Annotated in this window: 24 protein-coding genes, 1 tRNA gene, 2 rRNA genes and 2 riboswitches; of the genes, 10 read left to right on the top strand and 17 right to left on the bottom strand. The window is 50.8% G+C overall.

Annotation, left to right across the window (positions count from 1 at the left end; genetic code table 11):
- Both ACFSX3_RS00355 and ACFSX3_RS00350 read right to left on the bottom strand, forming a co-directional pair.
- The coding region (locus ACFSX3_RS00355) for a transposase (RefSeq protein WP_379312485.1) at positions 1 to 320 on the bottom strand (320 nt) is incomplete at its 3' end.
- Between the two features lie 361 nt (positions 321 to 681).
- Complete coding sequence (locus tag ACFSX3_RS00350; protein WP_209994817.1) at positions 682 to 1,188, bottom strand: YwhD family protein; 507 nt, start codon at positions 1,186 to 1,188, stop codon at positions 682 to 684.
- A 104-nt stretch (positions 1,189 to 1,292) separates the two neighbouring features.
- On the opposite strand from ACFSX3_RS00350, the gene ACFSX3_RS00345 reads away from it, so the two are divergent.
- From ACFSX3_RS00345 to ACFSX3_RS00320, 6 genes are all read left to right on the top strand, one after another.
- On the top strand, positions 1,293 to 3,308 hold the full coding sequence (locus tag ACFSX3_RS00345) for a M1 family aminopeptidase (protein ID WP_209994816.1): 2,016 nt from the start codon (positions 1,293 to 1,295) through the stop codon (positions 3,306 to 3,308).
- A gap of 9 nt (positions 3,309 to 3,317) precedes the next feature.
- Positions 3,318 to 4,151, top strand: a complete 834-nt coding sequence (locus ACFSX3_RS00340) for a hypothetical protein (RefSeq protein ID WP_379312483.1) — start codon at positions 3,318 to 3,320, stop codon at positions 4,149 to 4,151.
- Between the two features lie 215 nt (positions 4,152 to 4,366).
- A riboswitch (cyclic di-AMP (ydaO/yuaA leader) is annotated at positions 4,367 to 4,505 on the top strand.
- Positions 4,506 to 4,562: 57 nt separating this feature from the next.
- Positions 4,563 to 4,991, top strand: coding sequence for a C40 family peptidase (locus tag ACFSX3_RS00335; RefSeq protein ID WP_209994822.1), 429 nt, complete (start codon positions 4,563 to 4,565; stop codon positions 4,989 to 4,991).
- 397 nt (positions 4,992 to 5,388) lie between these two features.
- Positions 5,389 to 5,532: riboswitch (cyclic di-AMP (ydaO/yuaA leader) on the top strand.
- Positions 5,533 to 5,536: 4 nt separating this feature from the next.
- Positions 5,537 to 6,028: a C40 family peptidase gene (locus tag ACFSX3_RS00330; protein WP_209994814.1), complete on the top strand. Its 492-nt coding sequence runs from the start codon at positions 5,537 to 5,539 to the stop codon at positions 6,026 to 6,028.
- A 174-nt stretch (positions 6,029 to 6,202) separates the two neighbouring features.
- Positions 6,203 to 6,688 carry a GNAT family N-acetyltransferase gene (locus ACFSX3_RS00325; protein ID WP_209994813.1) on the top strand — a complete coding sequence of 162 codons (486 nt, stop codon included), beginning with the start codon at positions 6,203 to 6,205 and terminating at the stop codon, positions 6,686 to 6,688.
- A 127-nt stretch (positions 6,689 to 6,815) separates the two neighbouring features.
- Positions 6,816 to 7,172 carry a c-type cytochrome gene (locus ACFSX3_RS00320; RefSeq protein WP_209994821.1) on the top strand — a complete coding sequence of 119 codons (357 nt, stop codon included), beginning with the start codon at positions 6,816 to 6,818 and terminating at the stop codon, positions 7,170 to 7,172.
- Between the two features lie 128 nt (positions 7,173 to 7,300).
- Here the strand turns inward: ACFSX3_RS00320 and ACFSX3_RS00315 are convergent, their stop codons facing one another.
- Positions 7,301 to 7,576, bottom strand: coding sequence for a 4a-hydroxytetrahydrobiopterin dehydratase (locus ACFSX3_RS00315; RefSeq protein ID WP_209994812.1), 276 nt, complete (start codon positions 7,574 to 7,576; stop codon positions 7,301 to 7,303).
- 180 nt (positions 7,577 to 7,756) lie between these two features.
- Positions 7,757 to 8,050, bottom strand: coding sequence for a hypothetical protein (locus ACFSX3_RS00310; protein ID WP_209994811.1), 294 nt, complete (start codon positions 8,048 to 8,050; stop codon positions 7,757 to 7,759).
- Between the two features lie 203 nt (positions 8,051 to 8,253).
- Here ACFSX3_RS00310 and motA point away from each other — a divergent pair, with 203 nt between their 5' ends.
- Positions 8,254 to 9,054, top strand: a complete 801-nt coding sequence (gene motA, locus ACFSX3_RS00305) for a flagellar motor stator protein MotA (RefSeq protein WP_209994810.1) — start codon at positions 8,254 to 8,256, stop codon at positions 9,052 to 9,054.
- A complete protein-coding gene (motB, locus tag ACFSX3_RS00300; protein WP_209994809.1) occupies positions 9,038 to 9,859 on the top strand; it encodes a flagellar motor protein MotB in 822 nt (273 codons plus the stop codon). Before motA ends, motB begins: the two co-directional genes overlap by 17 nt.
- Positions 9,860 to 9,945: 86 nt before the next feature.
- Here the strand turns inward: motB and ACFSX3_RS00295 are convergent, their stop codons facing one another.
- Together ACFSX3_RS00295 and ACFSX3_RS00290 are read right to left on the bottom strand one after the other, a co-directional pair.
- Positions 9,946 to 10,647 (bottom strand): pseudouridine synthase, encoded by a 702-nt coding sequence (locus ACFSX3_RS00295; RefSeq protein ID WP_209994808.1) that lies wholly within the window; start codon positions 10,645 to 10,647, stop codon positions 9,946 to 9,948.
- Positions 10,634 to 12,841, bottom strand: a complete 2,208-nt coding sequence (locus ACFSX3_RS00290) for an ATP-binding protein (protein WP_379312480.1) — start codon at positions 12,839 to 12,841, stop codon at positions 10,634 to 10,636. The genes ACFSX3_RS00295 and ACFSX3_RS00290 overlap by 14 nt, the downstream gene beginning before the upstream one ends.
- 429 nt (positions 12,842 to 13,270) lie before the next feature.
- Between ACFSX3_RS00290 and tadA the strand changes: the two genes are divergently transcribed.
- Both tadA and ACFSX3_RS00280 read left to right on the top strand, forming a co-directional pair.
- Positions 13,271 to 13,774 (top strand): tRNA adenosine(34) deaminase TadA, encoded by a 504-nt coding sequence (gene tadA / locus ACFSX3_RS00285; protein ID WP_379254194.1) that lies wholly within the window; start codon positions 13,271 to 13,273, stop codon positions 13,772 to 13,774.
- A 42-nt stretch (positions 13,775 to 13,816) separates the two neighbouring features.
- On the top strand, positions 13,817 to 14,392 hold the full coding sequence (locus ACFSX3_RS00280) for a GNAT family N-acetyltransferase (protein WP_209994820.1): 576 nt from the start codon (positions 13,817 to 13,819) through the stop codon (positions 14,390 to 14,392).
- Positions 14,393 to 14,466: 74 nt separating this feature from the next.
- Here the strand turns inward: ACFSX3_RS00280 and ACFSX3_RS00275 are convergent, their stop codons facing one another.
- From ACFSX3_RS00275 to ACFSX3_RS00225, 11 genes are all read right to left on the bottom strand, one after another.
- Positions 14,467 to 15,561 (bottom strand): DUF6612 family protein, encoded by a 1,095-nt coding sequence (locus ACFSX3_RS00275; protein WP_173141060.1) that lies wholly within the window; start codon positions 15,559 to 15,561, stop codon positions 14,467 to 14,469.
- A 104-nt stretch (positions 15,562 to 15,665) separates the two neighbouring features.
- Positions 15,666 to 15,818 carry a small acid-soluble spore protein P gene (locus tag ACFSX3_RS00270; RefSeq protein WP_036698929.1) on the bottom strand — a complete coding sequence of 51 codons (153 nt, stop codon included), beginning with the start codon at positions 15,816 to 15,818 and terminating at the stop codon, positions 15,666 to 15,668.
- A gap of 13 nt (positions 15,819 to 15,831) precedes the next feature.
- Positions 15,832 to 16,173, bottom strand: coding sequence for a hypothetical protein (locus ACFSX3_RS00265; protein ID WP_209994805.1), 342 nt, complete (start codon positions 16,171 to 16,173; stop codon positions 15,832 to 15,834).
- A 154-nt stretch (positions 16,174 to 16,327) separates the two neighbouring features.
- A tRNA-Ser gene (locus ACFSX3_RS00260) sits at positions 16,328 to 16,416 on the bottom strand.
- A 65-nt stretch (positions 16,417 to 16,481) separates the two neighbouring features.
- The gene (serS, locus tag ACFSX3_RS00255; RefSeq protein WP_209994804.1) at positions 16,482 to 17,771 is read right to left on the bottom strand and encodes a serine--tRNA ligase; all 1,290 of its coding nucleotides are present in this window, start codon (positions 17,769 to 17,771) and stop codon (positions 16,482 to 16,484) included.
- A gap of 90 nt (positions 17,772 to 17,861) precedes the next feature.
- Complete coding sequence (gene pdxT, locus ACFSX3_RS00250) at positions 17,862 to 18,446, bottom strand: pyridoxal 5'-phosphate synthase glutaminase subunit PdxT (protein WP_209994803.1); 585 nt, start codon at positions 18,444 to 18,446, stop codon at positions 17,862 to 17,864.
- Positions 18,447 to 18,464: 18 nt separating this feature from the next.
- On the bottom strand, positions 18,465 to 19,346 hold the full coding sequence (gene pdxS, locus ACFSX3_RS00245; RefSeq protein ID WP_209994802.1) for a pyridoxal 5'-phosphate synthase lyase subunit PdxS: 882 nt from the start codon (positions 19,344 to 19,346) through the stop codon (positions 18,465 to 18,467).
- Between the two features lie 119 nt (positions 19,347 to 19,465).
- Complete coding sequence (locus ACFSX3_RS00240; RefSeq protein WP_379254199.1) at positions 19,466 to 20,863, bottom strand: D-alanyl-D-alanine carboxypeptidase family protein; 1,398 nt, start codon at positions 20,861 to 20,863, stop codon at positions 19,466 to 19,468.
- Positions 20,864 to 20,989: 126 nt separating this feature from the next.
- Positions 20,990 to 22,447 carry an IMP dehydrogenase gene (gene guaB / locus ACFSX3_RS00235; protein WP_209994818.1) on the bottom strand — a complete coding sequence of 486 codons (1,458 nt, stop codon included), beginning with the start codon at positions 22,445 to 22,447 and terminating at the stop codon, positions 20,990 to 20,992.
- A 358-nt stretch (positions 22,448 to 22,805) separates the two neighbouring features.
- Positions 22,806 to 22,922, bottom strand: a 5S ribosomal RNA gene (gene rrf / locus ACFSX3_RS00230).
- Between the two features lie 139 nt (positions 22,923 to 23,061).
- Positions 23,062 to 23,163, bottom strand: a 23S ribosomal RNA gene (locus ACFSX3_RS00225); the annotation flags it as partial.

Below are 23,163 nucleotides of genomic sequence, written 5' to 3'. Positions count from 1 at the left end.
CGCTGGGAACGGAAGCGATTCAGCGTGCGGAAGTCGGGTCGCTGCCGTCCGGCCAGCCACATGAAGGGAATGTTCTCCCGGACCGCTTTGGCGATTTGGCGAGATGAATAGATTCGCTGAGTGTAAGCGTAGATGATGACTTTGGTGAGCATTTTAGGATGGTAGCTGTCACGGCCGCCGCCGGGATAGGCCGCGTCAAAAATGGCGTTGTCCAGCCGATTGACGGCGGCATTCACGACGCGAACGAGGTGATTTTCCGGGATATCTTCCTCCAGATCCATTGGCAAGCAAAGTTGGTCCATGGTATATTGAATGTACAAAGAAACCTCTCCTTTGAAATGGTTGTGTGGTAACTCCATTTTAACAAAAGAGAGGTTTCTTTTTTTGCGTTTTTATAAATATTGTCGTCCATTTTCCGCTTAAACAGCGGAGAGAACGGAACGATTGTGTAAAAGCGATAGCGGTCGCCTTGGTCTCCGGATTTTCACCGCTAAGGGGAATGAAAAAAATCTGGAGAGCACAGCGATTGGAACAACGGTCCGTTCGCGCAGCGTCCACCCAAGTGTTCACGTTGATCTTACTCCAAAACAAAGGGCCGTCCCAAGCAGCCATTTCATGGCTTTTGGGACAGCACCTTAATTTTTTGAAATATAAACGTACCCCTTGTTCAAATACAAAGTATTATTCCGACAACGCGGCCTTCAGCTCTTCAGGCGAGGCGGCCCACCACTCTTCATTGTGGGCTATCAGCAGCGATTTCAGCGCTGCCCGCTCGGCACTTCCAAGTCCCTCCAGCATAAGCTTCCGCTTCAAGGCCGCATCCAGCTTATTGACATGATCCGCGAGAATCTTCCAGCCGCGGCGCGCTTCGGTATCAATCCACATCTCACAGGCGGTAATCCCGCCGTAGAACTGCCCCTCCGGGGTACGGTCAACAGCCACCCATACGACCCATACCTGTCTTCCCGCCGGAACATCCTCACGGTTCATGGAGAATTTGATTCCCTTCTCCACTTTGCTCTTGGCATGCATGGCACCGATATCGATAACGGCGATCCCCTGGTCAATAATGACAGGCGATACATTGTTCAGATCAATCGAGCCTGCACCGAAGCCTTTATGTTTGGCTCTGGCGTTCACAATATTCAAGGCAATTTGTTTTTTGCCCTCCGGTTGTACGTTATCCACATGTGCACATCCTTTCCATTCACTAATTATTTAATTTTAGCTAATAATGCGGCGATTGCAAACATATACATCCCGTAGATGCTTGTCACGGGAGGAATCATAGTATGAAGCCACATTCATTAAGGTATACCCTCATCTTCGCAGTCCTGGCTGTCCTCACCTTGCTTGGAGGCGGAATATGGTTTCTGTCAGGGCATAGCCCTGCCGCATGGACTGCCTCTGTTCCAAAAGAGGCCAAGTCCCCCGCCATTATCCCCCGGCAGCAGCCCGTGCAGTCCGATCTTTCAGATATGATCTACACATCGGAGACAGAGGCTTTAAGTCAGCGCGTGGTTGAATATCACATGGATGTGGAGCTCCTGCCCGATAAGGAGACACTGGTCGCCTCCGAGACGCTGACCTGGACCCATCCCGGCGCAAAGCCGGTCCAGGAGCTCTACTTTCATCTGTATCCCAATGCATTCGCATCGGCCAACACCACCTTCATGAAAGAGTCTGGCGGTACGCTTCGCGGTGACACCATGCCTGCAGGAGGTTACGGGAGCATTACGCTGACAGATTTGCGGACCTCCGAGGGCGTTTCGCTGATGCAGCGCACTCAATATGTGCAACCGGACGACGGCAATATCAATGACAGAACACTGCTCAAGGTCCATCTGCCGCAGCCGGTGAACGGCGGTGAGAGCATTACGGTAAGGCTTAAATTCGAGGTCAAGCTGCCCAAAATTTTCGCCCGGATGGGAACCGCTGACGACTTCGTGATGGCCGGACAGTGGTTTCCGAAGCTTAGCGTCTATGAGCCTGCCGGCAGAAGAGGACTCAAGGAAGAAGGCTGGAACCTGCATCAATACCACGGCAACTCCGAGTTCTACAGTGATTTTGGGATCTACAATGTATCGATTTCTGTCCCCCCCGAGTATAAGGTCGCCGCAACCGGGTTTCCAGTGAGGGACGCCAAGGTTGTAAAAGGACGTAAGATCTATCAGTTCTATGCAGATGACGTCCACGACTTCGCCTGGGCGGCATCGCCTGAGTTCGTGGTTGCCGAGAAGGCCTTCTCCGCGCCGCAGGTGCCCGGGGTGAAGATTAAGCTCTATCTGGACCCGCTGCACAAACATCTCCAGGAGCGCTATTTCCAGGCCGCTGAGGCTGCCCTGACGGCATTCAGCAAATGGTACGGCCCTTACCCGTACTCCACCTTATCCATTGTTGTCCCGCCGGAGTCAGGCAATGGAGCCGGGGGAATGGAGTATCCGACGCTAATTACCGCCTTCGGCGCCACGGACACTTCACCGGACACTTCCCTTGAGCGCACAATCATCCACGAGATCGGGCACCAATATTTCTACGGTCTGGTGGCCAGCAATGAATTCGAAGAAGCCTGGCTCGATGAGAGCTTCACCTCGTATGCTGAAGACCGGCTGATGGAACAGGAATACGGCGTTGCCTCAAGCCTCCCGCTGCAGTCCAGCCTGGTCTCCTCCTCACAGCCGCTTAAGCTGGAGACCTGGAAATACAGCGGCGATGATGCCTACACGCGCAATGTGTATATCCGGGGCAAGCTGGTGCTGAAGGATATCGAGCGAATAGCAGGAACCAAGAATATGGACGCCATCCTCGACGCCTATGCCCGCAAATACCGCTTCAAGCATCCGTCCACTGCCGACTTCCAGAAGGTTGTGGAGAAAGTGACCAAGCAATCCTGGCAGACTTATTTTGAGCGGTATGTCTACGGTGGGGGTGCACCCGATTTCGCAGTTGATGATATCAGGCTCACGGTCAATCGAGATGGCAGCGACGGCGGGGGGAGCCGCTATAACGCTGTAGTCGATGTAAGCAATAAGGGCAGCCTGTACCCTGATGTTCCCGTGAAATTCACCTTCGCAGACGGGTACACCGTGCAGCAATACTGGAACGGCGAGGGTCAGGCTACCTCCTTTGAGTTAGCGTATAAAGCGCCGCTGGTCTCCGCAGAGATCGATCCGGGACATTCCATTCTGCTGGAGAGCAGGCATCTTAATAATTTCAGAATGGCGGAGCTTGAGCCGCGCACACTCTCCCGCTGGACGCTTAGCGCATCTACTCTGCTTGAAACCCTGCTCGGAACTCTTGTCTGGTGAGGTGAAGGAATGGTGAAAAGTTCAATAACCCGCGGTTGGATCAGCATGAAAGAGCAGTTCTATATATTGATTCTGCTATTTATCTACCGGCTGTTCTGGGGATATTTCCTGTACAAATTTATTAAAAGCGCGGTTGTTCCCGTCCTGCTGCGCTATCCGGATGCGAATGCCGGCGGCAGCGGGATAGGCAGACTGCTGTATTATATCGAAGGGCAGACTGCCCTGCGCACCGACCCCGCCGTCCAGCACTGGCTGTGGCTGCTGCTGGCGCTGACGGTGCTCCGGCTGCTGCTGACCCCCTTTATCCGCGCAGGGCTGCTGCATGAGCTTCACCAGGAACGCGCCGGGGCGCGGGGACTGTTCTTTTTTCCCGGAATGAAAAAGTATGGGCTGCCTGTACTGCTGTTCAGTCTCGCAGAATGGGCGCTAACCCTCCTGCCGCTCTACTGGCTGCTTCCGCGTATGTACCGTCATCTGCTCAGCGGTGTTCTCGATGTCCCGCTCCTGCTGAAGCTGGTGCCTTATGTGCTGGGCTGGCTGCTCTATCTCTTCCTTGTCCGCAAGCTTCTGCTCTATATGCAATTCGGCTATACCGCCGGTACCGGCATGTTCTCTTCGATGCTGATCTGCCTGAAGGTGCTGCTGCCTTCCATTGGGATATCCATCATACTGGGGGCGGGAAGCCTAGCGGTGCTCCTCCTCTGCAGTGCTTCTGCGCTGCTGTACCCGGGGCTGCCGGCCCTTATGCTCCGCCAGGCAGCTCCGCTGCCCTCCACGCTGTTCAATATGTGGGGAATCGCTGCCCAGTACCACCTCTGGTCCAGTAAATCATTTCCACAATAATAAGCTGTCAAAACGGCATACTAAAAAGAGTCACAGCCCCTCAAAGCAGGGAGCAGGACTCTTTTTTTCTTGAAGCGAAGGACAAAAGCATTTGCAAAACGGTAAAACCTCTGATACAATGATGCCTGTACTACTAGTAACAAAGTTGTAATCTTTCAAACAGAATTTACCGTAACCAATGAAAATTAACTAATTGCCGATAAGTCACTGTTCTGGTGCACATAACGCCGAATTCCCTGCACCGGGAAGTGGGGGAACCATATTTTGGGTGAATTGATCTCGCTTTAGAGGGGTCATAGGGGAACCTTCTACCGAATCCTTAAGCTAACCTCGCAGGCCCTGGAAGGAGTACATCTTTTGATTATTCAGAACTTCAAGAAAAAATGCACCGCAGCAGCGCTGGGTCTTGTGATGGTATTCACACTCGGAGCAGGCAGTGCCTTCGCAGATTCCAAGATGGATACTGTGATTTCAAAAACCATTGGAACGTCATATAAAACCGGGGGCACTAACACCAACGGCTTCGATTGTTCCGGATTCACCAAGTACGTATTCAAGAATGTTGGGCTTACCTTGCCCCGTACCTCCAAAGCACAATACAAAGTAGGAACCACTGTATCCAAGAGCAATTTGCGTTCAGGTGATCTCGTGTTCTTCAATACCCTGGGCAATGGAGTATCCCATGTCGGTATTTATGTTGGAAACGGGAAGTTTGCACAGTCCTCGAGTTCACGTGGTGTAACCATCAGTTCGATGAGCCAGTCCTACTGGGCCAACCGCTACGTTGGTGCCAAACGAGTAATGAGCACAACAGCCTACCAAGCTGTCGCTTACGATTGAACCTTAGAACCCTTGAAGCATACCCCGAATATTTCTGCCTCTAACAACTAAATGTAACTTATACGAGCCCGGGATGATTATTGCCGTAATCATTTCCGGGTTTTTCCTTTTCCTTATTCTACCTTTTACACCGAATCCGCAGCCTTGAAACAGCATTTTCCTGCAAAAACAAAGAAAAAAATCATATAAAATAGCCCCGGCGCATAGATATGAGTCTTTCGGAAGGTCTATAACTCTAAAAAACAGCAAAAAAGATGCATTAATATGTTATAAGTGATTGCCAAGCGACTTAGTCTTTGCTACAATTATCGCAGTGAGCTTTTAGTAACATTTTTGTAATTATTGAATCGCTTTTAATATAGGTTTTGTCATGTATTGAATGAACAGCTAATCCTAATCAACAGTTATGCCGAGTTCCCTAATGAGTTTAGGGAAACGGGGGAACCACTTTGGGTGAATTGACCTCCTATTCTAAGAGGGGTCATAGGGGACCTTCAACCGAACCCTTAAGCTAACCTCGTAGGCATTGGAAGGGGTACTTACTTTTGAAGAAGAAGCTAGCAGCCGCAGTACTAAGCTTGTCCATTATCTTCACCATCGGAGCAGGAAGCGCTTTCGCGGATTCCAAAATGGATAAAGTGATCGACAAAACCATCGGAACCAAATACGTGTCCGGCGGTACATCGACTAACGGGTTTGATTGCTCCGGATTTACAATGTTTGTTTTTGATAAGATCGGCATTAACCTGCCCCATCAATCCGGCTCCCAGTATCAGATGGGTTCTGCCGTGTCCCGCGACGAGATGAGACCAGGCGATCTTGTATTCTTTAATACAAACGGTAAAGGCGTGTCCCATGTCGGTATTTATGTCGGTGACGGCGATTTCGCTCATGCCTCTTCCTCACGTGGTGTAACCATCAGTTCGCTGAATGACAGCTATTACGTCAACCGCTACGTTGGCGCCAAACGGATCATGAGTACAGATGCCTACAAGACTGTAGCTTCGGATTCCCAAGACAACGACGATGTACAATAAACCTTTGTAACCTACGCTCTTTTCCGAGATTTTTGCCGAAATCTTGGAGAAGGGCTTTTTTTGTCTATAAAATTACTTACCCTGCTCTATATTTGTAAAACACCCATTCCGCCTTTTCATAAAATATATATAATATAGTAAAAAGCATTGTCCCGGAAAGGAGGCCGCCCGCTTATGATTAGCTCCCCGCTAACCTTTTATGTTGTACCTATGGAACCGCAGCATGCCGCTGAGATCTGTGAGTGGAGCTACAAACCTCCGTATAATATTTACGGGTGGATGTCCTGGGAGCAGATGCAGGCGCTGGGCGTAGAGTTCGGAGACCCGCAGCTGCGAAGTAGGCAATATGTATCTGTAGTGAACGGACAGGGGGATCTGTGCGGCTTCGCCCAGCTCTTTCCGATGGAGGGGGTAGTCCGGCTTGGTGTCGGAATGCGGCCCGATCTGTGCGGTCATGGAATGGGGCATCTGTTCATGAAGGCTATTGTGCAGGCAGCACGGGCCCGTTACCCGGAGCGCGAGATCGATCTGGAGGTGCTGACCTGGAATCAGCGCGCCATCCGCGCCTACCAGAAATGCGGTTTCACCATAACGGATACCTATGAACGCCGCACTCCGACCGGCAATAAGCCTTTTTACTGCATGGTCTATGAGGAATAACACCGGGGACGGAGGTATTTTCAAAAAAATGGATCATATGTGTTCATTTTTTTGACACAAATACTATGATAACACTTCACCATCCGCTATAATGGAGACAGCAGCTTACATGGAGGGACGGATGCAGATGCAGAAATGGATCATGAGCGGTTTGTTTTTTGCCGCCTGTGCCTTTGCAGTAATCTTAATGTTTACCTTGCCCGGCAAATCCCAGGTGGCAGAACAGAACAAACCGACCATGCCGGAGGTTGTGCTTGATGCTGCGAGCGCAGAGGCGACAGTGAAGGCCAACTGTATCTCCTGCCACGGTGACCAGCTTCAGGGCGGTGCAGGACCTAGCCTGCAACAGGAGGGTGCATCGCATGACGCGCCGCAGATCTACAGCATAGTCACCAAGGGACGCGGCCAGATGCCTTCCTTCAAAGACAGGCTGGCCCCTGAAGAGATTGCGAATGTAGCCTTATGGCTGGCCGAGAAGAAATAATCCGCAACCTGTACTCACCACGCTCTTCATTCCTATGCATAATGCCCGTGACAAGGATATCGAATAATCCTTGCACGGGCATTTCTATTGATCAGGTATTCCTGTCGTCTTCATAAGGGCCTTGTCCTCTAGCGGTTCTTCTCAAACGCCTCATTAAATTCACGAGCCTGGCGGAGATCGAGCTTCTCTACATCTGCAGCCATCCGCAGCACAACGGTCTTGTAATCAATGGTGATATGCGGGTGATGGTCAAAGGCCTCCGAAATGGCAGCCACCTCATCCACAAAAGCAATTCCCTTCATATATTCATTGAACATATATTTGCGTACCAGCCTATCCCTCTCCAGCTTCCAGCCCTCAAGCTTGCTGATCTGCTCCTGCAGTTCTTCCTCAGTTAATTGCAATTCGTTTCCTCCCTTGCTAAGTTAAATAAAACATCCCTCAGCTTCTAAAAGTCCAAGGGATGTGCCAGGCCAAAGATTTTTTGATTAAGTGTATTCTGACATCCCGGCAATTAGTACTCCACTTCCAATTTTAACATGGCCGGAAGCCCGGAACAAACCCGCTGCCACAATTCCGCCTGCTTATACAAGAACCACCGAAGCCAGATCCTCATCGCCCAGTAAAATATTAATGCGGTGTGTTTCTTTATCGTACATTACAACTCCGCTGCCCACCTGAATGACCGGTTCATTGCCCAGTGCGTAGAACAGGTCCTCCGCAAGCGCCTCCCAGACCTCCTGCTTCGATTCCTCCGGCAGATTCGCCCACTCTTCAGACTCCATCTCAAAAAAAATGTACCCGTCTGCAATCCGTCCAACGGCTCCTGTCAGTTCAACAAGAATTTCACTATAATCCCTGCCATGCTTAACTCCCACATCAATCACTCCGTTTTCTTCGCTGATGAATAATAACCTACCTTATCTATTATAGCCGAAAAAATCACTTCACAAAAAAGGGAATGATGTCGATAAAGAAGAATATACGTGATTTGGTTACGAACAGAGTGTTCTCCCGCGGTTCAAGGACGAATTACGCGGTTAGTCGATCACTTCTTAATTCTCATGGACGAGGTGCATAAATGGAAATTTCAACAATTCTAGGCCTGGTTTTTGGTCTGATCGCAGTAATCTGGGGGATGATACTCAAGCATGCTCCACTTGCAAGCTTGAACAACCCTGCTGCCTATGTCATTATTTTTCTTGGCACGGCTGCCTCTATCTTCATGGCCTTTCCGATGTCGGAAGTCAAGAATTTCCCTAAGCTGTTAAAGATCCTATTTGTGAAGAAAAAGATGGTCGGCAAGCCTGAACTGATTACAATGTTCATGGAATGGGCATCCATCACCCGCCGCGAAGGGCTGCTGGCGTTGGAGTCCAATGTCGATGAAATTGAAGATAACTTCCTGAGAAACGGCATGCGGATGATTATTGACGGCAACGATCAGGAGTTCGTCCGTGATGTATTAATGGAAGATATACATGCTACTGAAGACAGACATAAAGCCGGGGCCTTGATTTTCTCCCAGGCCGGAATGTACGCACCTACACTAGGGGTACTCGGGGCTGTTATCGGGCTGATCGCCGCCTTGGGTGATATGAGCAACATGGACATCCTGGCCCACGCAATTGCCGGAGCGTTCATTGCGACCCTGCTCGGGATATTCACCGGTTATGTTATGTGGCATCCTATGGCCAACAAGCTGAAGCGGATATCCAAACGCGAGATTGAAGTCCGCCTGATGATGGTGGAGGGTCTGCTCTCCATTCAGTCCGGGGTGTCTACCATTGCCATTAACCAAAAGCTGTCTGTCTTCCTGACTCCGACCGAGCGTGCCAAGCTGAGCGAGAAGGAGGGGGCTTCCAGTGAGCAAAAAGACTAGGCATGAGGAACACGAAGAGCATGCCGATGAATCCTGGCTGCTTCCCTATTCCGATCTGATGACCCTGTTGGTTGCTCTGTTCCTTGTTATGTACGCCATGAGCGCTACGGACGCCGTAAAATTTCAACAAATGGCTGAAGCCTTCAATTCAGCCCTCAGCGGCGGCGGCGGTGTCCTGGAGTACAGGTCGGATTCCCCGACCAGCACCCAGCTTGACCAAGGCAAACAGGATAAAATGAACAATGTGATCGCCAAGAACACCGGAACATCCGATCTGTCCAAGCTCCGGGCCAAGGAGCAGGAGGATCTGGAGAAGCTGAAGAAGCAGTTCGACCAGTACATCAAGAACAACGGCATGACCGATCTGCTTAGCACGAAGCTGAATCAGTCCCAGCTGATGATCACGATTAGTGACAATGCCCTGTTCGCTTCGGGCCAGGCTATGGTGAAGGATGAATCCCGCCAGCTGGCCAAGTCGATCTCAAGCATGCTGCAGCAATTTCCGGATTATGAAGTACTGGTGCAGGGGCATACCGATAATGTTCCGATCTCCAACAGCATGTACTCCTCGAACTGGGATCTTAGCGTAGATCGCGCCCTTGAGTTCATGAAGATTCTGCTGTTGAATCCCAACCTGGACCCGACGAAGTTCAGCCCGACCGGCTCTGGCGAATACCACCCCATCGCTACGAATGCTACTGCTGCCGGGCGGGCCAAGAACCGCCGGGTAGAAGTATCTATCCTTCGTAAATATAAGGATGCTGCTACAGAGACCACGGATGTAACTAATGTAACAGCTCCCTGAATAGAAACCAATAAGAGCTGCTCCGATAGACCCCGGTGGGGGCCGTTCGAAGCAGCTCTTTTTTATGGGTATGGTCATGCATAGTCTTAGTGCAGCTGATAATTCAGCATAGCCCCCAGCTCTTGCTTCTCCTCCCGGGACAGCTCCCGCCATTCTCCGGTCTTCATCGCGCCAAGGCGGATATTCATTACGCGGATGCGCTGCAGCCGCCGCACTTCATAACCGAAGGCACTGCACATGCGGCGGATTTGCCGGTTCTTGCCCTCGGTCAGTACCATACGGAATACCCGCTCACTGATCCGCGTAATCTCACAGGGAAGTGTCTTGCTGCCCAGAATTCTTACCCCGGTAGACATGCCTGTCAGAAAAGAAGGCGTAACGGGTCTATCTACAGTAACCACATATTCCTTCTCATGCTTGCCTTCCGCTCGTAATATTTTATTAACAATATCCCCGTCGTTCGTCAGCAGAATCAATCCCTCTGAATCCTTATCAAGCCGGCCAATAGGGAAAATCCGCTCCTCGTGTCCTATGAAATCGACAATATTGCCTTGAATATGCGCTTCTGTGGTAGAAGTAATGCCCACCGGCTTATGAAGTGCGATATAAACGATCCTGCTGCCCGTCTCAAGCGGCTGGCCGTCAATCAGCACTATATCCCCGGCTTCGGCTTGGCTGCCCAGAGCAGCAGGCTCACCGTTGATGGTGACCCTCCCCGCCTCGACCAGCTTGTCTGCTTCACGGCGTGAACAATATCCTGTCTCGCTGATGAATTTATTGATTCTCATGTTCGTCTTCACTCCGTTCTATATTCATCCCGGCCGGTGGGGCAGGCTCCTTCGCTTCAGGCAGCTTAATGATTACCTGTGCCCCCCGGCCATACTCGCTTCTTATCTCCAGGCTGCCCTTGTGTGCCTGAATGATCCGCTGGCTGACCATCAGGCCCAGCCCGGTTCCGGACTCTTTGTTCGTAAAGAATGGCTCACCCAGCTTGGGCAGCATCTCCTCAGGAACGCCGCCGCCCTCATCCGTGATCACAATAACCACAGAATCATCCTGTTGATGGTGCTCCAGGGTAATTGTTCCCCCGTCCGGCATCGCTTCAATCGCATTTTTGATCACATTGATAAATACCTGCTTCAGCTGATTCTCTTCACAGTGCACCATAGCGGGTACCCCCAGGAAATGTGTTGTGAACTCTATGCCGAACAGGTGGGCCTGGCTATCCAGCAGGGAGATGACATCGCCGACAATATGCCGCAGATCCCTCTGCTGGAAATGAACAGCCTGCGGCTTGGCCAGAATCAGGAACTCACTGACAATCATATTGATCCGGTCCAGCTCCGAGAGCATCAGATCGATATGCAGCGGAACGAGAACCTTCTTCTCCTGCTGCAGCTGCAGGAATCCCCGCAGGGTGGTCAAGGGATTGCGGATCTCATGGGCAACCCCTGCGGCAAGCTGGCCGACGGTAGTCAGCTTCTCTGAGCGTCTTAGCAGCTCCTCGATCCGGTTGCGCTCCGTCATGTCACGGGACACATGTACAACCGACTGCGGCTGCCCTTCCTCATCCCGGATAACCGAGCTGCTGACGCTGACCTCCACCAGGGAGCCGTCACGCTTCAGCCTGACGGTCTCAACAGGCGGCAGTGACGCCCCGTCCTTAAGCTGCTGCAATCGTATACTCTCCTGCTGCTGCACGGTGGCCGGAACCAGATAAGGCGGCTTGACCAGGGCATCCTCAGCTCCCCATCCATAGAGGTCCTCGAAGGCCCTGTTCGTACTGATAATCCGCCCCTCCATATCCACCGTATGAATGGCATCCGAAGTGCCGTTAATTACCGACTCCAGATGCTCCTTCACCGCACGGTTCTCCTCTAGGGTCTGCCCCAGCCGGTTCGTGTGCTGCAGCAGGTGTGAGGTCATCGCATTGATGCGCTGGGCCAGCTGTCCAAGCTCATCACGGCTGGATACAGTAAGCGGGGGCTCGAACTTGCCCTTGGCCACATCATTGACCTTAGCCAGTATATCCTGAATCGGGCGTGTAACTACACCGGCCAAGACATAGCTGGCCAAGAGAAAGATAATAAGCAGCAGCACCGAGGTGGTGATATTATTGAACAGCTGCTCCCGGATGACCGAAGAGATGGCCTGATAGTCCATGACCACACTGATCACATAATCCGCCGCTTCCGGCCGCTCAATCGGAATGAAGCTTTTGAGCACTCTTTTACCCATTACCTTCGTATCCAGCGTGACCGGCTCACCCTTGTTCAACGCTTCGCGGATGGCCGCCTTATCCTCTGCAACATTTCCGTATGTATAAGTGCCGTATTGGATAGGACGGTTCCGCAGCTTGGTATTCTTGGGATCTACGCCGTCTGGCAGCATACTTGTGGCTCCGAATGTCTTCGGATTGATTCCTGTGATCTCCAGAATTCCGGGATTAACAGCTTTGGATTCCCTGATGATCTCATCGGGGCTCATAATTTTGACATAATCGCTTACTGCTGTACTCCGGACAAAAGGATCTATGATATAATTGCGGGTCCCGTCATAATAATAACCCCACTTATCAATATACTCCGGATTGGAGGTTGAGTATTCAAACGGCCCGGACCAGAAATGCTGCAGGGACTGCCCCTGATCGACAGATACCTGCTGGCCTGCAAACAGCTCCAGGAAAGCCACATACCAAAAACCCATCCCCCTGGTCGAAAGCCCAATCTCCGAAGGATCTGATGATCTGGCTACGATGATATCATCCGCAGTCTTGACCAGCAGCGAGATATTTGACACACCCAGCTTGGTGGATAGCGCCTTCAATTGTTCATTATTAATATTCCTGATGTCCGGGTCCAGCTCATAGGACGCCAGAATGGCGGTCAACCGCAGGTTCTGGGCAATTTTATCCTGCACGTAATTCGAGCTGTAGCCGCTCTGCTCTACCGATACGGCAACCTGCTTCGCAGTGATCTTCATGTTGCTTACACTTTCATTACGCAGATTATTCCGGGCAGCATAAAGATTGAGCGTAAGATTAAGCATCAAGATTAAGAGCACCGAGCCAAAAATGATCGCTGATAATTTCGTTTTAATGGACAAGCGTATTGTTCACCTCTTATCCGCTGGTAAATCCTAGCGGGCATTCATAATTATCATACCTTTTGCCCTTCCATTTGAAAAGACCTTTCCCAGCAGCCGGGCGCTGGCAGATATTGAATTATCCAGACAGTTTCTCTACAATAAGTATGAAACCATCCACAGGTTATGCACATATAAACAATTTGCCAAACGGCGATGTGTACAAATTTGTGCATAAGTCGGTCGTTATCCACAGAGTTGTCCACAATTTGTTAAGAACGAATATTTGTTCGTTGTACAAAGGGCATAGAAGAAGGGAAGATGCATTTGAATATCAGGGTTGAAGATCTGCCGGCGGCGGAGCGGGCCATTCATGAACATTGGATGACAGAAGCGATAGGAGAAGCCCGCAAGGCTGAGGCCTTGGGCGAAGTACCGATTGGGGCCGTGGTCGTCCAGGGGGGCCATATTATAGGCCGCGGGTATAATCTGCGCGAGACGACGCTCGATTCCACAGCCCACGCGGAGATGGTGGCGATCCGGGAAGCCAGTACAGCCCTCGGCTCCTGGCGTCTGCTCGACTGCCAGCTCTATGTTACCCTGGAGCCCTGTCCCATGTGTGCAGGGGCTATGGTGCAGTCCAGAGTGCCGCTGACCGTATATGGGACTCCAGACCCCAAGGCCGGCTGTGCAGGAACCTTAATGAACCTGCTGGAGGAATCACGCTTTAATCACCGCACAGAGGTTATTCAGGGCGTACTGCAAGAGGAATGTGCCGAGCTGCTGACCTCCTTCTTCCGAAGACTGCGGCAGAGGCCGGCGAAGCTCTGAACATCCAAGTCACACTATTTTACTCATAAAGGAGGATACATGATGTCTTACAAGCTGTACAACACCGCACAGGGGATCTATCTCTCGCTGCTGGAGCTTACGGACGCCGAAGAGCTGCTTAACCTCCGTCTGCGCAACCGCACCGCACATCAGCAATTTGAGCCCCTGCGCAGTGAAGATTACTTCACGCTGGAGAGCCAGCGGCAGCTGATTAATCAGCGTATCCTGGATTCACAGCAGGACAGCGCGTATATGTTCGGGATCTATCTGCTCAGCGGCGAGCTGATCGGCCAGATTACGATTTCCAATGTGGTACGGGGCGTCGGACAATTTGCCGATATCGGCTACTTCATTGATCATGAGATGCAGGGCAAGGGATACACCAGCGCAGCCGTACACCTGATTCTCGGGTACGCCTTCCGCTCTCTTGGGCTTCACCGGGTACAGGCTGCCATCCTGCCCCATAATAATGGCTCCCGCAGAGTGCTGGAGAAGAACGGCTTCCAAGCCGAAGGACTGGCGCGCCGCTTTATCCGAATCAACGGAGAATGGCAGGATCATCGCACCTACGCCATTCTGGCTGAGGATTTTCTCCCAGAGGGACAAGAGTCCCTTTAATCCTTATATTCGCAACAAAACCCCGTATAAGCGGAAATCGCTCATACGGGGTTTTGGCGTGCTGCATTATTGTATTAATAAGTACTTGTACCCATGCCTCCGAATTGCTGCTGCAGCTCTTCCAGAGTAATGACATCATCGCCTTGCGGAATGCCAATCTTGAAGGTCTGCTTCTCATTGATCTTGCTGTACTGGTTGCTTGCATTCATGGATAAGGTGACGTTCTCACCCTTCTCAGGATCATTAACCTTGATGTCCATGAGCATATCCTGGTATACCGGATAGTCATCTTTATTAACCGCAGTGTTCAGGTGGAACTGGTTAATGGTAAGATACTTATTCAGATCAGCCAGGCTCTTATCAAACTCGGCACGTGCCTCGCTGGATTGCAGCTCTTCCTTGGCTTTGGCCAGATCAGCAGGGTCAACCTGCAGCAGATCTTTATATTCATCCTTACTCAGAATATCCATGATCTTAGGCAATGCGTTGTTCACGAGGATCGTAAGCGCCTCTTTTACATTATCATTGGTTACCTGGAACTGAACTACCTGCTTGGCATCTACGCCTTCAGGCAGGCCGGCATCCTTAGGTTTGATATTGTTGAAGTATTTCGCTTCATCATACTCGCCCAGCAGTGTATTCATCACTTCATTCGACAGCTTCTGCACTTTCTGTGCATCCATCTGTGCAGGATTGAATTCCGTTCCCTGCTCTTCGGCCAGCTTCTTCAGATCCACCTCTACGAATTTATTGACAATCGTCTCAGGAATCGGCAAGAACGGAATCGAAGGGACTTTGACGTACAGCTTCTGTCCGGACATAACCATTGGAACCGTGAAGGACATAGCCATATCCCCCTTCAGATTCAGAACCGTTGTAAGCTCTGTCTGCATTGGCTCAGCCTGATAGACTCCATCAATCGTAAGCTCTGCATTCTTAAGCATGCTTAGAATCTGACCCGTCGAAGCGTCAGCCTCATTAGTACCGGTGTCTATCGTCAGATCGTTAATGACCACCTTACTCTTCATTTCGTAAGATTTCATGGCTGTAGCTTTGGCTGCGGCTGAAGTCAAAGCCTCCTTCGGCTCCTCCTTCTTTGCACAACCCGGCAGAATTACTGCAGCCGTAAGCAGCAGTGCAGCAGCGGATAACCCCCATTTTTTGTTCATTATTTTTCTCCTCTCCCATGTAAAAAGTTTCTTTCCCCTCCCTAATGATAAACCATTTGGCAATTATGAGAAACATTTCTCTTCATTTTCATTGTAAAGTGTGTTTAACCCTGCGGATTATTATGGTCCACATGGTTGGCCTGCTTCACCTTTTTAGACCCGGATAACGGCGCAGGACCTGAAGAATGATGCTCCTTACGGGGTCCCTGGTTGTCCTGCTGTACGCCGGGTACAGGCATGCTCTTGGGTTTGCTCACTTTGGTTAGCCTCCTATGGATTAGTTAAGCCCTGAAGGGCTTGGGCGCATTCATGAATCTGTCTCGAATACTGCTGTGCCAACAGCTGAACAGCATCCAGCTGCTCATCCGCATGCACTCCCGCCTGTTCAGCGTCAAGCAAATCTACGGCTACCTCGCGGCTATCCACATAGGTGCAGCGGAAATCCAGAGAATACCCCTGTCGTCCCGCTGCATTGAAATGGATGAGCAGACTGTTCTGGTTAGCCGCGTCCCCCTGTACACTGAAGCTGTCGCCCTTCTCCATCAGTTCCGGCAGACGCTCCTGCCAGGCAGACACCAGACTCTGCTGATCTACTTGCAATTGTCGGTCCATCTTTATTATCAGCCTCCTTCTCTAATACATTGCGGAGAAAGCCGGCTTTTTATTCCCGCTGGAACAGCTTCTGTGAAAAAGAGGCTTTAACAAACAAAAAAACCGCCCTCCTAAGAGAACGGCTTCTATCTACACTTATTTAAATGTAAAGGAATGGCGGAGAGGATGGGATTCGAACCCATGTGGGCTTGCACCCTAACGGTTTTCAAGACCGCCCCGTTATGACCGCTTCGGTACCTCTCCAATGCATCAAAATTTCACATGCAATAGGAATTATACCACGCCCCACAAATAATATGCAACTATTATTATTGAGTTGTTTTTGCAGAAATGGACTTCACATTACGCATATACGGCTGCAGGCATTCCGGAATCAGCACACTTCCGTCCTCCTGCTGATAATTTTCCAGAATAGCTGCTACGGTACGTCCTACAGCCAGCGCAGAGCCATTCAGCGTATGCACGAATTCCGGCTTCGCCTTGGGTTCCTTGCGGTAACGGATATTGGCCCGGCGCGCCTGGAAGTCCTCGGTGTTGGAGCATGAGGAAATCTCGCGGTACATGCCGCTCTCAGGCAGCCATACCTCAAGGTCATACGTCTTGGCAGAGGTGAAGCCCATATCCGCCGTACAGAGCAGCAGGACGCGGTACGGCAGCCCTAGAAGCTGCAGGACGCGTTCAGCGTCGGCAGTCATCTTCTCCAGCTCCTCATAAGAGGTGTCCGGGCTGGCAAGCTTCACAAGCTCCACCTTGTTGAACTGATGCTGACGGATCAGCCCCCGGGTGTCGCGTCCCGCAGATCCGGCTTCTGAACGGAAGCAAGAGCTGTAGGCTACATGATACTTCGGCAGATCACCGGCCGTCAGAATCTCTTCGCGGTAATAGTTCGTAACAGGCACTTCCGCCGTAGGAATAAGATAATATTCTGTATCCCGCAGCTTGAACAGATCCTCTTCGAACTTCGGCAGCTGTCCGGTTCCATACAGGCTGTCCTTATTGACAATGTAAGGCGGTAGCATCTCTTCATAGTTATGCTCACCACTGTGCAGGTCCATCATGAAATTGATCAAGGCACGCTCCAGTCTAGCACCCAGTCCCTTATAGAAGGCAAACCGGGAACCTGTAACCTTCGCCGCTGCCTCAAAATCAATGATATCCAGCTGCTGCGCCAGCTCCCAGTGGGATTTCGGAGTGAATCCTAGCTCTCTTGGCTCCGACCAGCGGCGTACCTCGACATTGTCTTCCTCGGAGGTGCCCACAGGCACGGATTCATGCGGGATATTCGGGATGCTCATCGTCAGCTCGTCAATTTTGACCTCAAGCTCACGCACCTCATCATCCAATTCTTTGATCCGGTCAGATACCGTGCGCATTTCTGCGATCAGATCATCAGCCGGTTCGCCGTTCTTCTTCTTCTTGGCTACATCTCCGGATACGATGTTCCGGCGGTTCTTGAGCCCTTCCGTTTCCTGAAGCAGCTCACGGCGACGCTGATCCAGCGCCGGGAAGCCGGCAATCAAATCCAGCGACTTTCCTCTTTTATTCAGTGCCTCTTCTACTCTTGCATAATCGCTGCGCAATACTTTAACATCTAACACAAAGTTTCCCTCCTGAAAACAGCCCAAACTCTTTCAAAATGCTGTTTTGTTTGCAGCTTTGAAAGAGTCAAGATGTCCTTATATGCAGTTCTATAGATTGGCTGCAATACTGTCCTTTACCATGTCGGCAAAATATTGATGCAGCCTGTAATCATCAGTCAATTCCGGGTGAAAAGAGCAGGCCAGCAAATTGCCCTGGCGAGCGGTTACAATCTCATCCTTATAGAGGGTAAGCACCTCGACATCAGGCCCCACCTCGTCAATAAGCGGAGCGCGGATAAATACCGCCCGCACCGGTTCAGCGATCCCCTTAACCTCCAGGTCACATTCAAAGCTTTCCCGCTGGCGGCCAAAGGCATTCCTGGCCACGGTAATATCCATCAGCTCCAGATGACCGGCTTCGTCTCCTGCAATTCGCTTCGCCAGCACAATCATACCGGCGCATGTGCCGAAAATAGGCTTGCCTTGACCCGCAAACTCACGAATCGCTTCAATAAAGCCATATTTGCGCATCAATTTGCCAATCGTCGTACTCTCGCCGCCGGGAATGATCAGACCCTCTACTCCGTCAAGCTCCTCAATACGCTTAATAGGCAGGCCCAGTGCGCCGGTCTTCTCAATACTGACAATATGCTCTGTAACGGCGCCTTGAAGCGCCAACACTCCAATTCTCATCCGGAAGCCTTCTCTCTATTAACGGCCGCGTTCCGACATGCGTTCAGCCGGGGTCAACGTGGCGATATCAATCCCCTTCATCGGAGCGCCCAGATTCTTGGACACTTCAGCGATCAGCTTGTAGTCGGTGAAGTGGGTTGTCGCTTCGACGATCGCGCGGGCGAATTTCTCAGGATTGTCGGATTTGAAAATCCCGGAGCCGACAAACACCCCGTCCGCACCCAGATGCATCATGAGCGCAGCATCAGCAGGCGTAGCTACACCACCGGCAGCGAAGTTAACGACAGGCAGCTTGCCCAGCTCGTGAACCTCCAGCAGCAGCTCATAAGGAACACCCAGCGTCTTGGCTTCATTATATAGCTCATCAAGCGAGAGGCCGGTCACCTTGCGAATCTGGCTGTTGATGTGGCGCATATGACGGACAGCTTCTACGATGTTGCCGGTTCCCGGCTCACCCTTGGTACGGATCATGGAGGCCCCTTCGCTAATCCGGCGCAGCGCTTCGCCAAGGTCTTTGGCTCCGCATACAAAAGGAACCGTGAATTCGCGTTTGTTGATATGGAACACTTCATCGGCGGGAGTTAGCACTTCACTCTCATCGAGATAGTCTACACCCAGAGATTCGAGAACCTTGGCTTCCACATAGTGACCGATCCGCGCTTTGGCCATTACAGGGATACTTACTACCTTGATAACCTCTTCTACAATAGTAGGATCAGCCATACGTGCTACACCACCCGCTGCGCGGATATCAGAAGGTACACGCTCCAGGGCCATTACGGCTACTGCGCCCGCTGCCTCGGCAATTTTCGCCTGCTCTGCATTCATGACGTCCATAATGACGCCGCCTTTTTGCATTTCTGCCATGCCTCTTTTGACTCGCGAAGTTCCTGTTTCCATGTCTACGCCTCCCGTTAGATCTAACCTAATCTAGCATGTAATTCTACCGTAAGGCCGTAATATATACAACCTATTTACTGGGATTTTGTCATGAAGCGGTGATCAGCATCTCTGTTCGGCTAGAACAGATTTTTAATTCCTTTGAACAGATCACCGAAAAAACTTCCGATCGCTCTCAGCAGCAGCTTGAACCAGCCCGCCTTCTCCGCTTCCTCGGCAGTAATCAGATTAACCGTCTTCTCTTGCGTCAGAGACATTCCTTCGATCTTATAGGAATACGTGACCTTACCTACCTTGCTGGCTCCAGCAATCGGTGCGACCAGTGTAGCCGGATCATTCGTGACCACGGTAGTTTTGATCTGCGGCGATACAGTACCCTTTGGAACCATGAACGTAACGCCAGAATCCGTAACTACGGATACCTCTTTATTCTTGCCCTTTAGCACAGGCACAGTTTCAGTTCCCTCAATCACTGCCTTAGGTGCGACTACCTGCTTAATCTCGAAGTTGTTGAACCCGAAATCAAGTACCTTCTTCGTTTCGGTGAAGCGGTGTGCTTCCGAGTTGGCCCCCATTACGACGCTGATCAAACGCATACCGTCCCGTACCGCCGTCCCTGTGAAGCAGTTGCCGGCGCTGGAGGTATGACCGGTCTTCAACCCGTCAAGACCCGGGTAAGCGTAGGCCTTGAAGTTAGGGATATTCTTGTTCGCTTCCAGCATCCAGTTATAATTAACCATCGGCTTCGAGTCACGTTCACGGAATTTATAAGACTGAATCGTTGTGAACTCTGTGAAATCCGGGTGGTCGGTTACAATGAACTTGGCGAGCAGAGCCGCATCCATGGCGGACATTACGGTTTCGCCTTCGGCTTCTGGGCGGAACTTCTTCGGCATATCTGCACGGTCAAGACCTGTGGAGTTGATGAAATGAGCAGTCTTCATTCCCATCTTCTTCGCGGTTTCGTTCATCATTGTGACGAATTCCTGCTCAGAACCTGCGACTAGCTCCGCCAAGGCTACCGTAGCATCATTGGCTGAACCAACGGCCATGGCTATGTAGAGTTCTTTTACCGTATGTTCATCATGCTCAGCCAGGAAGATCCGCGACCCGATCTGCTTCGACGCATTCTCCTGAATAACAACCTTCTGATCCCAGGAGATCTTTCCGTTCTTCACTGCATCGGACACAAGATATTCCGTCATCATCTTCGTCATACTTGCCGGAGGCAGTGGCTCGTCCGCATTCAAAGATAATAGGATTTCCCCCGTAGTCGGCTCTATCAATACTGCGGATTTCAACTTTAGTCCTAGTGAATCTACGGTTGGAATCTTGGCTACTTCCGTTTTGGCAGGAGTCTTCACTGGCGCTTTAGTCCCGGCCTCTGTGGTTACTGGTTTATTTACCGCCTCTGCCATCGCAGAAGCCGCAGGAAATGCTAACATATTTAAAAGCAGACCTACTGTCGCTGTCTTAATCACAATTTGCTTACTGCTTAGTTTTCGCTTGGACTTCAATGATTAACTCTCCTTTAATCCTCAAATCAGTGCTTGTTCTATTCTAACACAGGGGTATCTGCAAAAAAAGACAGGCAGGACTAATTTAGTCCTGCCTGTCAACAAAATATGGCGATTCTTCCCGGCTTATAGGGAATAGTTCGGAGCTTCCTTGGTGATCTGTACATCATGAGGATGACTCTCACGCAGGCCTGCTCCAGTGATCCGGATGAAGGAGGTATCATTGCGCAGCTCTTCTAATGTCTTCGTTCCGCAATAGCCCATACCGGAGCGCAGTCCGCCAATCAATTGGTGAACCGTGTCAGACAATGGCCCTTTAAAGGCTACACGGCCCTCAATGCCTTCCGGAACCAGCTTCTTATCATCATCCTGGAAATAACGGTCTTTACTCCCCTGCTTCATGGCGCTCATGCTGCCCATGCCGCGATATACCTTGTATTTTCGTCCCTGATAGATTTCCGACTCCCCTGGGCTTTCTTCCGTCCCGGCGAACAGGCTTCCCATCATGACTGCAGCAGCGCCAGCTGCAATGGCCTTGGTAATCTCTCCGGAGTACTTAATTCCCCCGTCTGCAATTACCGGAATGCCGTATTCACGGGCTACTGTTGCACAATCGTAGATAGCGGTAACCTGCGGAACGCCAATCCCGGCAATCACGCGGGTAGTACAGATAGATCCAGGGCCGATACCCACCTTGATTACGGAGGCTCCTGCTTCAATCAATTCGCGGGTAGCTTCGCCTGTAGCCACATTACCAGCAACAATCGTTAGATCAGGATAAGTCTCGCGCAGCTTACGCACTGCATCGATAATATTGATATGATGACCATGTGCAGAATCCACAGTAATCAGGTCTACACCGGATTTTACCAATGCTTCTGTCCGTTCAAATGTGTCCTTGGAGATCCCGATTGCCGCTCCAACCAGCAGACGTCCATGGGAATCCTTGGCACCGTTAGGGAACTGGATAGCTTTCTCAATATCTTTAATAGTAATGAGACCTTTGAGTATATTATGCTCGTCTACCAGTGGCAGCTTCTCAATCTTGTGGCGCTGCAGAATGCCCTTCGCCTCCTGAAGAGTGGTTCCTACAGCAGCTGTAACGAGATTCTCATGAGTCATCACTTCTTTGATCTGAATATTAAAATCATGGATGAAACGCAGGTCGCGGTTCGTCAGAATACCGACAAGCTTGCCCGCTTCATCTACGATCGGCACACCGGAAATACGGTATTTGCCCATCAGAACTTCAGCATCGGATACCCAGTGGTCTGGCGTAAGTGAGAATGGATTGGTAATAACCCCGCTCTCGGAGCGCTTCACACGGTCCACCTCTTCTGCCTGCTGCTCCACGGACATATTCTTATGAATAATGCCGATCCCGCCCTCACGGGCAATAGCAATCGCCATAGCAGCTTCTGTGACTGTGTCCATACCTGCACTCATCAAAGGGATATTCAGCTTCACATTCTTGCTGAGTACAGTGGTTAGATCCACTTCCTTAGGTAATACCTCGGATTTACGCGGAACCAGCAGCACATCATCGAAAGTGAATCCCTCTTTACCAAACTTATCTTCCCACACCTGGGTCATTCCTCCTCTAAATTCTTTTTTCTCTACCCGCCCGCCAACTTATGAATAAAGAAACTCCTGCGTCAAGTCCATACCCGATAGACAGCGGTAGAGACCTGGGAGTTATACATAATCGTGTCTTCTGTTAAGGTTTGAGAGGCTTGTCCAAAAATATATTAGAGCTATCTTAGCAAAGGGCATTTGGCCTGTCAAGAATATTACACCGCCCTGTGAAGGGATTAGGCAATCCGCCCTCCGGTAAGCGAATTCTTGGACTAAAGTCCGTCTACAGTGGACATAGAGAGAATTTCGGCGACATCCCAGAATATACAAAAAGACCACTGTCGAGGAATCAACAGTGGTCTTAAGTGCTTGGCAACGTCCTACTCTCCCAGGACCCTTCGGTCCAAGTACCATCGGCGCTGGAGGGCTTAACGGTCGTGTTCGGGATGGGTACGTGTGGAACCCCTCCGCTATCGCCACCAAACATGATTTTTGCGCTGCGTTGACATCTATGAGATCACTCCCGTAAAATATCAATCCTCAGAAAGGACATGCAGCTTAAAATCTTTCAGGAATTTAATTCCTGAAAACTGAATCCGAAATGAATCTGCGTTGTAGCATTTTTGGATAAGCCCTCGACCGATTAGTATTGGTCAGCTCCATGCATTGCTGCACTTCCACCTCCAACCTATCTACCTCGTCGTCTTCAAGGGGTCTTACATGTT

The sequence above is a fragment of the Paenibacillus rhizoplanae genome, assembly GCF_042684125.1.
GTDB lineage: Bacteria > Bacillota > Bacilli > Paenibacillales > Paenibacillaceae > Paenibacillus_AQ > Paenibacillus_AQ rhizoplanae.
This window is presented reverse-complemented; position numbering and strand designations above follow the sequence as displayed.

Coding starts and splice junctions, on each gene's coding strand:
- motA (WP_209994810.1), top strand. CDS start 8,254: ATGGAAATTTCAACAATTCTAGGCCTGGTTTTTGGTCTGATCGCAGTA.
- ACFSX3_RS00290 (WP_379312480.1), bottom strand. CDS start 12,841: ATGAAGATCACTGCGAAGCAGGTTGCCGTATCGGTAGAGCAGAGCGGC.
- ACFSX3_RS00325 (WP_209994813.1), top strand. CDS start 6,203: ATGATTAGCTCCCCGCTAACCTTTTATGTTGTACCTATGGAACCGCAG.
- ACFSX3_RS00265 (WP_209994805.1), bottom strand. CDS start 16,173: ATGGACCGACAATTGCAAGTAGATCAGCAGAGTCTGGTGTCTGCCTGG.
- pdxS (WP_209994802.1), bottom strand. CDS start 19,346: ATGGAAACAGGAACTTCGCGAGTCAAAAGAGGCATGGCAGAAATGCAA.
- ACFSX3_RS00345 (WP_209994816.1), top strand. CDS start 1,293: ATGAAGCCACATTCATTAAGGTATACCCTCATCTTCGCAGTCCTGGCT.
- ACFSX3_RS00280 (WP_209994820.1), top strand. CDS start 13,817: ATGTCTTACAAGCTGTACAACACCGCACAGGGGATCTATCTCTCGCTG.
- ACFSX3_RS00340 (WP_379312483.1), top strand. CDS start 3,318: ATGGTGAAAAGTTCAATAACCCGCGGTTGGATCAGCATGAAAGAGCAG.
- ACFSX3_RS00275 (WP_173141060.1), bottom strand. CDS start 15,561: ATGAACAAAAAATGGGGGTTATCCGCTGCTGCACTGCTGCTTACGGCT.
- ACFSX3_RS00295 (WP_209994808.1), bottom strand. CDS start 10,647: ATGAGAATCAATAAATTCATCAGCGAGACAGGATATTGTTCACGCCGT.
- ACFSX3_RS00335 (WP_209994822.1), top strand. CDS start 4,563: ATGGTATTCACACTCGGAGCAGGCAGTGCCTTCGCAGATTCCAAGATG.
- ACFSX3_RS00320 (WP_209994821.1), top strand. CDS start 6,816: ATGCAGAAATGGATCATGAGCGGTTTGTTTTTTGCCGCCTGTGCCTTT.
- pdxT (WP_209994803.1), bottom strand. CDS start 18,446: ATGAGAATTGGAGTGTTGGCGCTTCAAGGCGCCGTTACAGAGCATATT.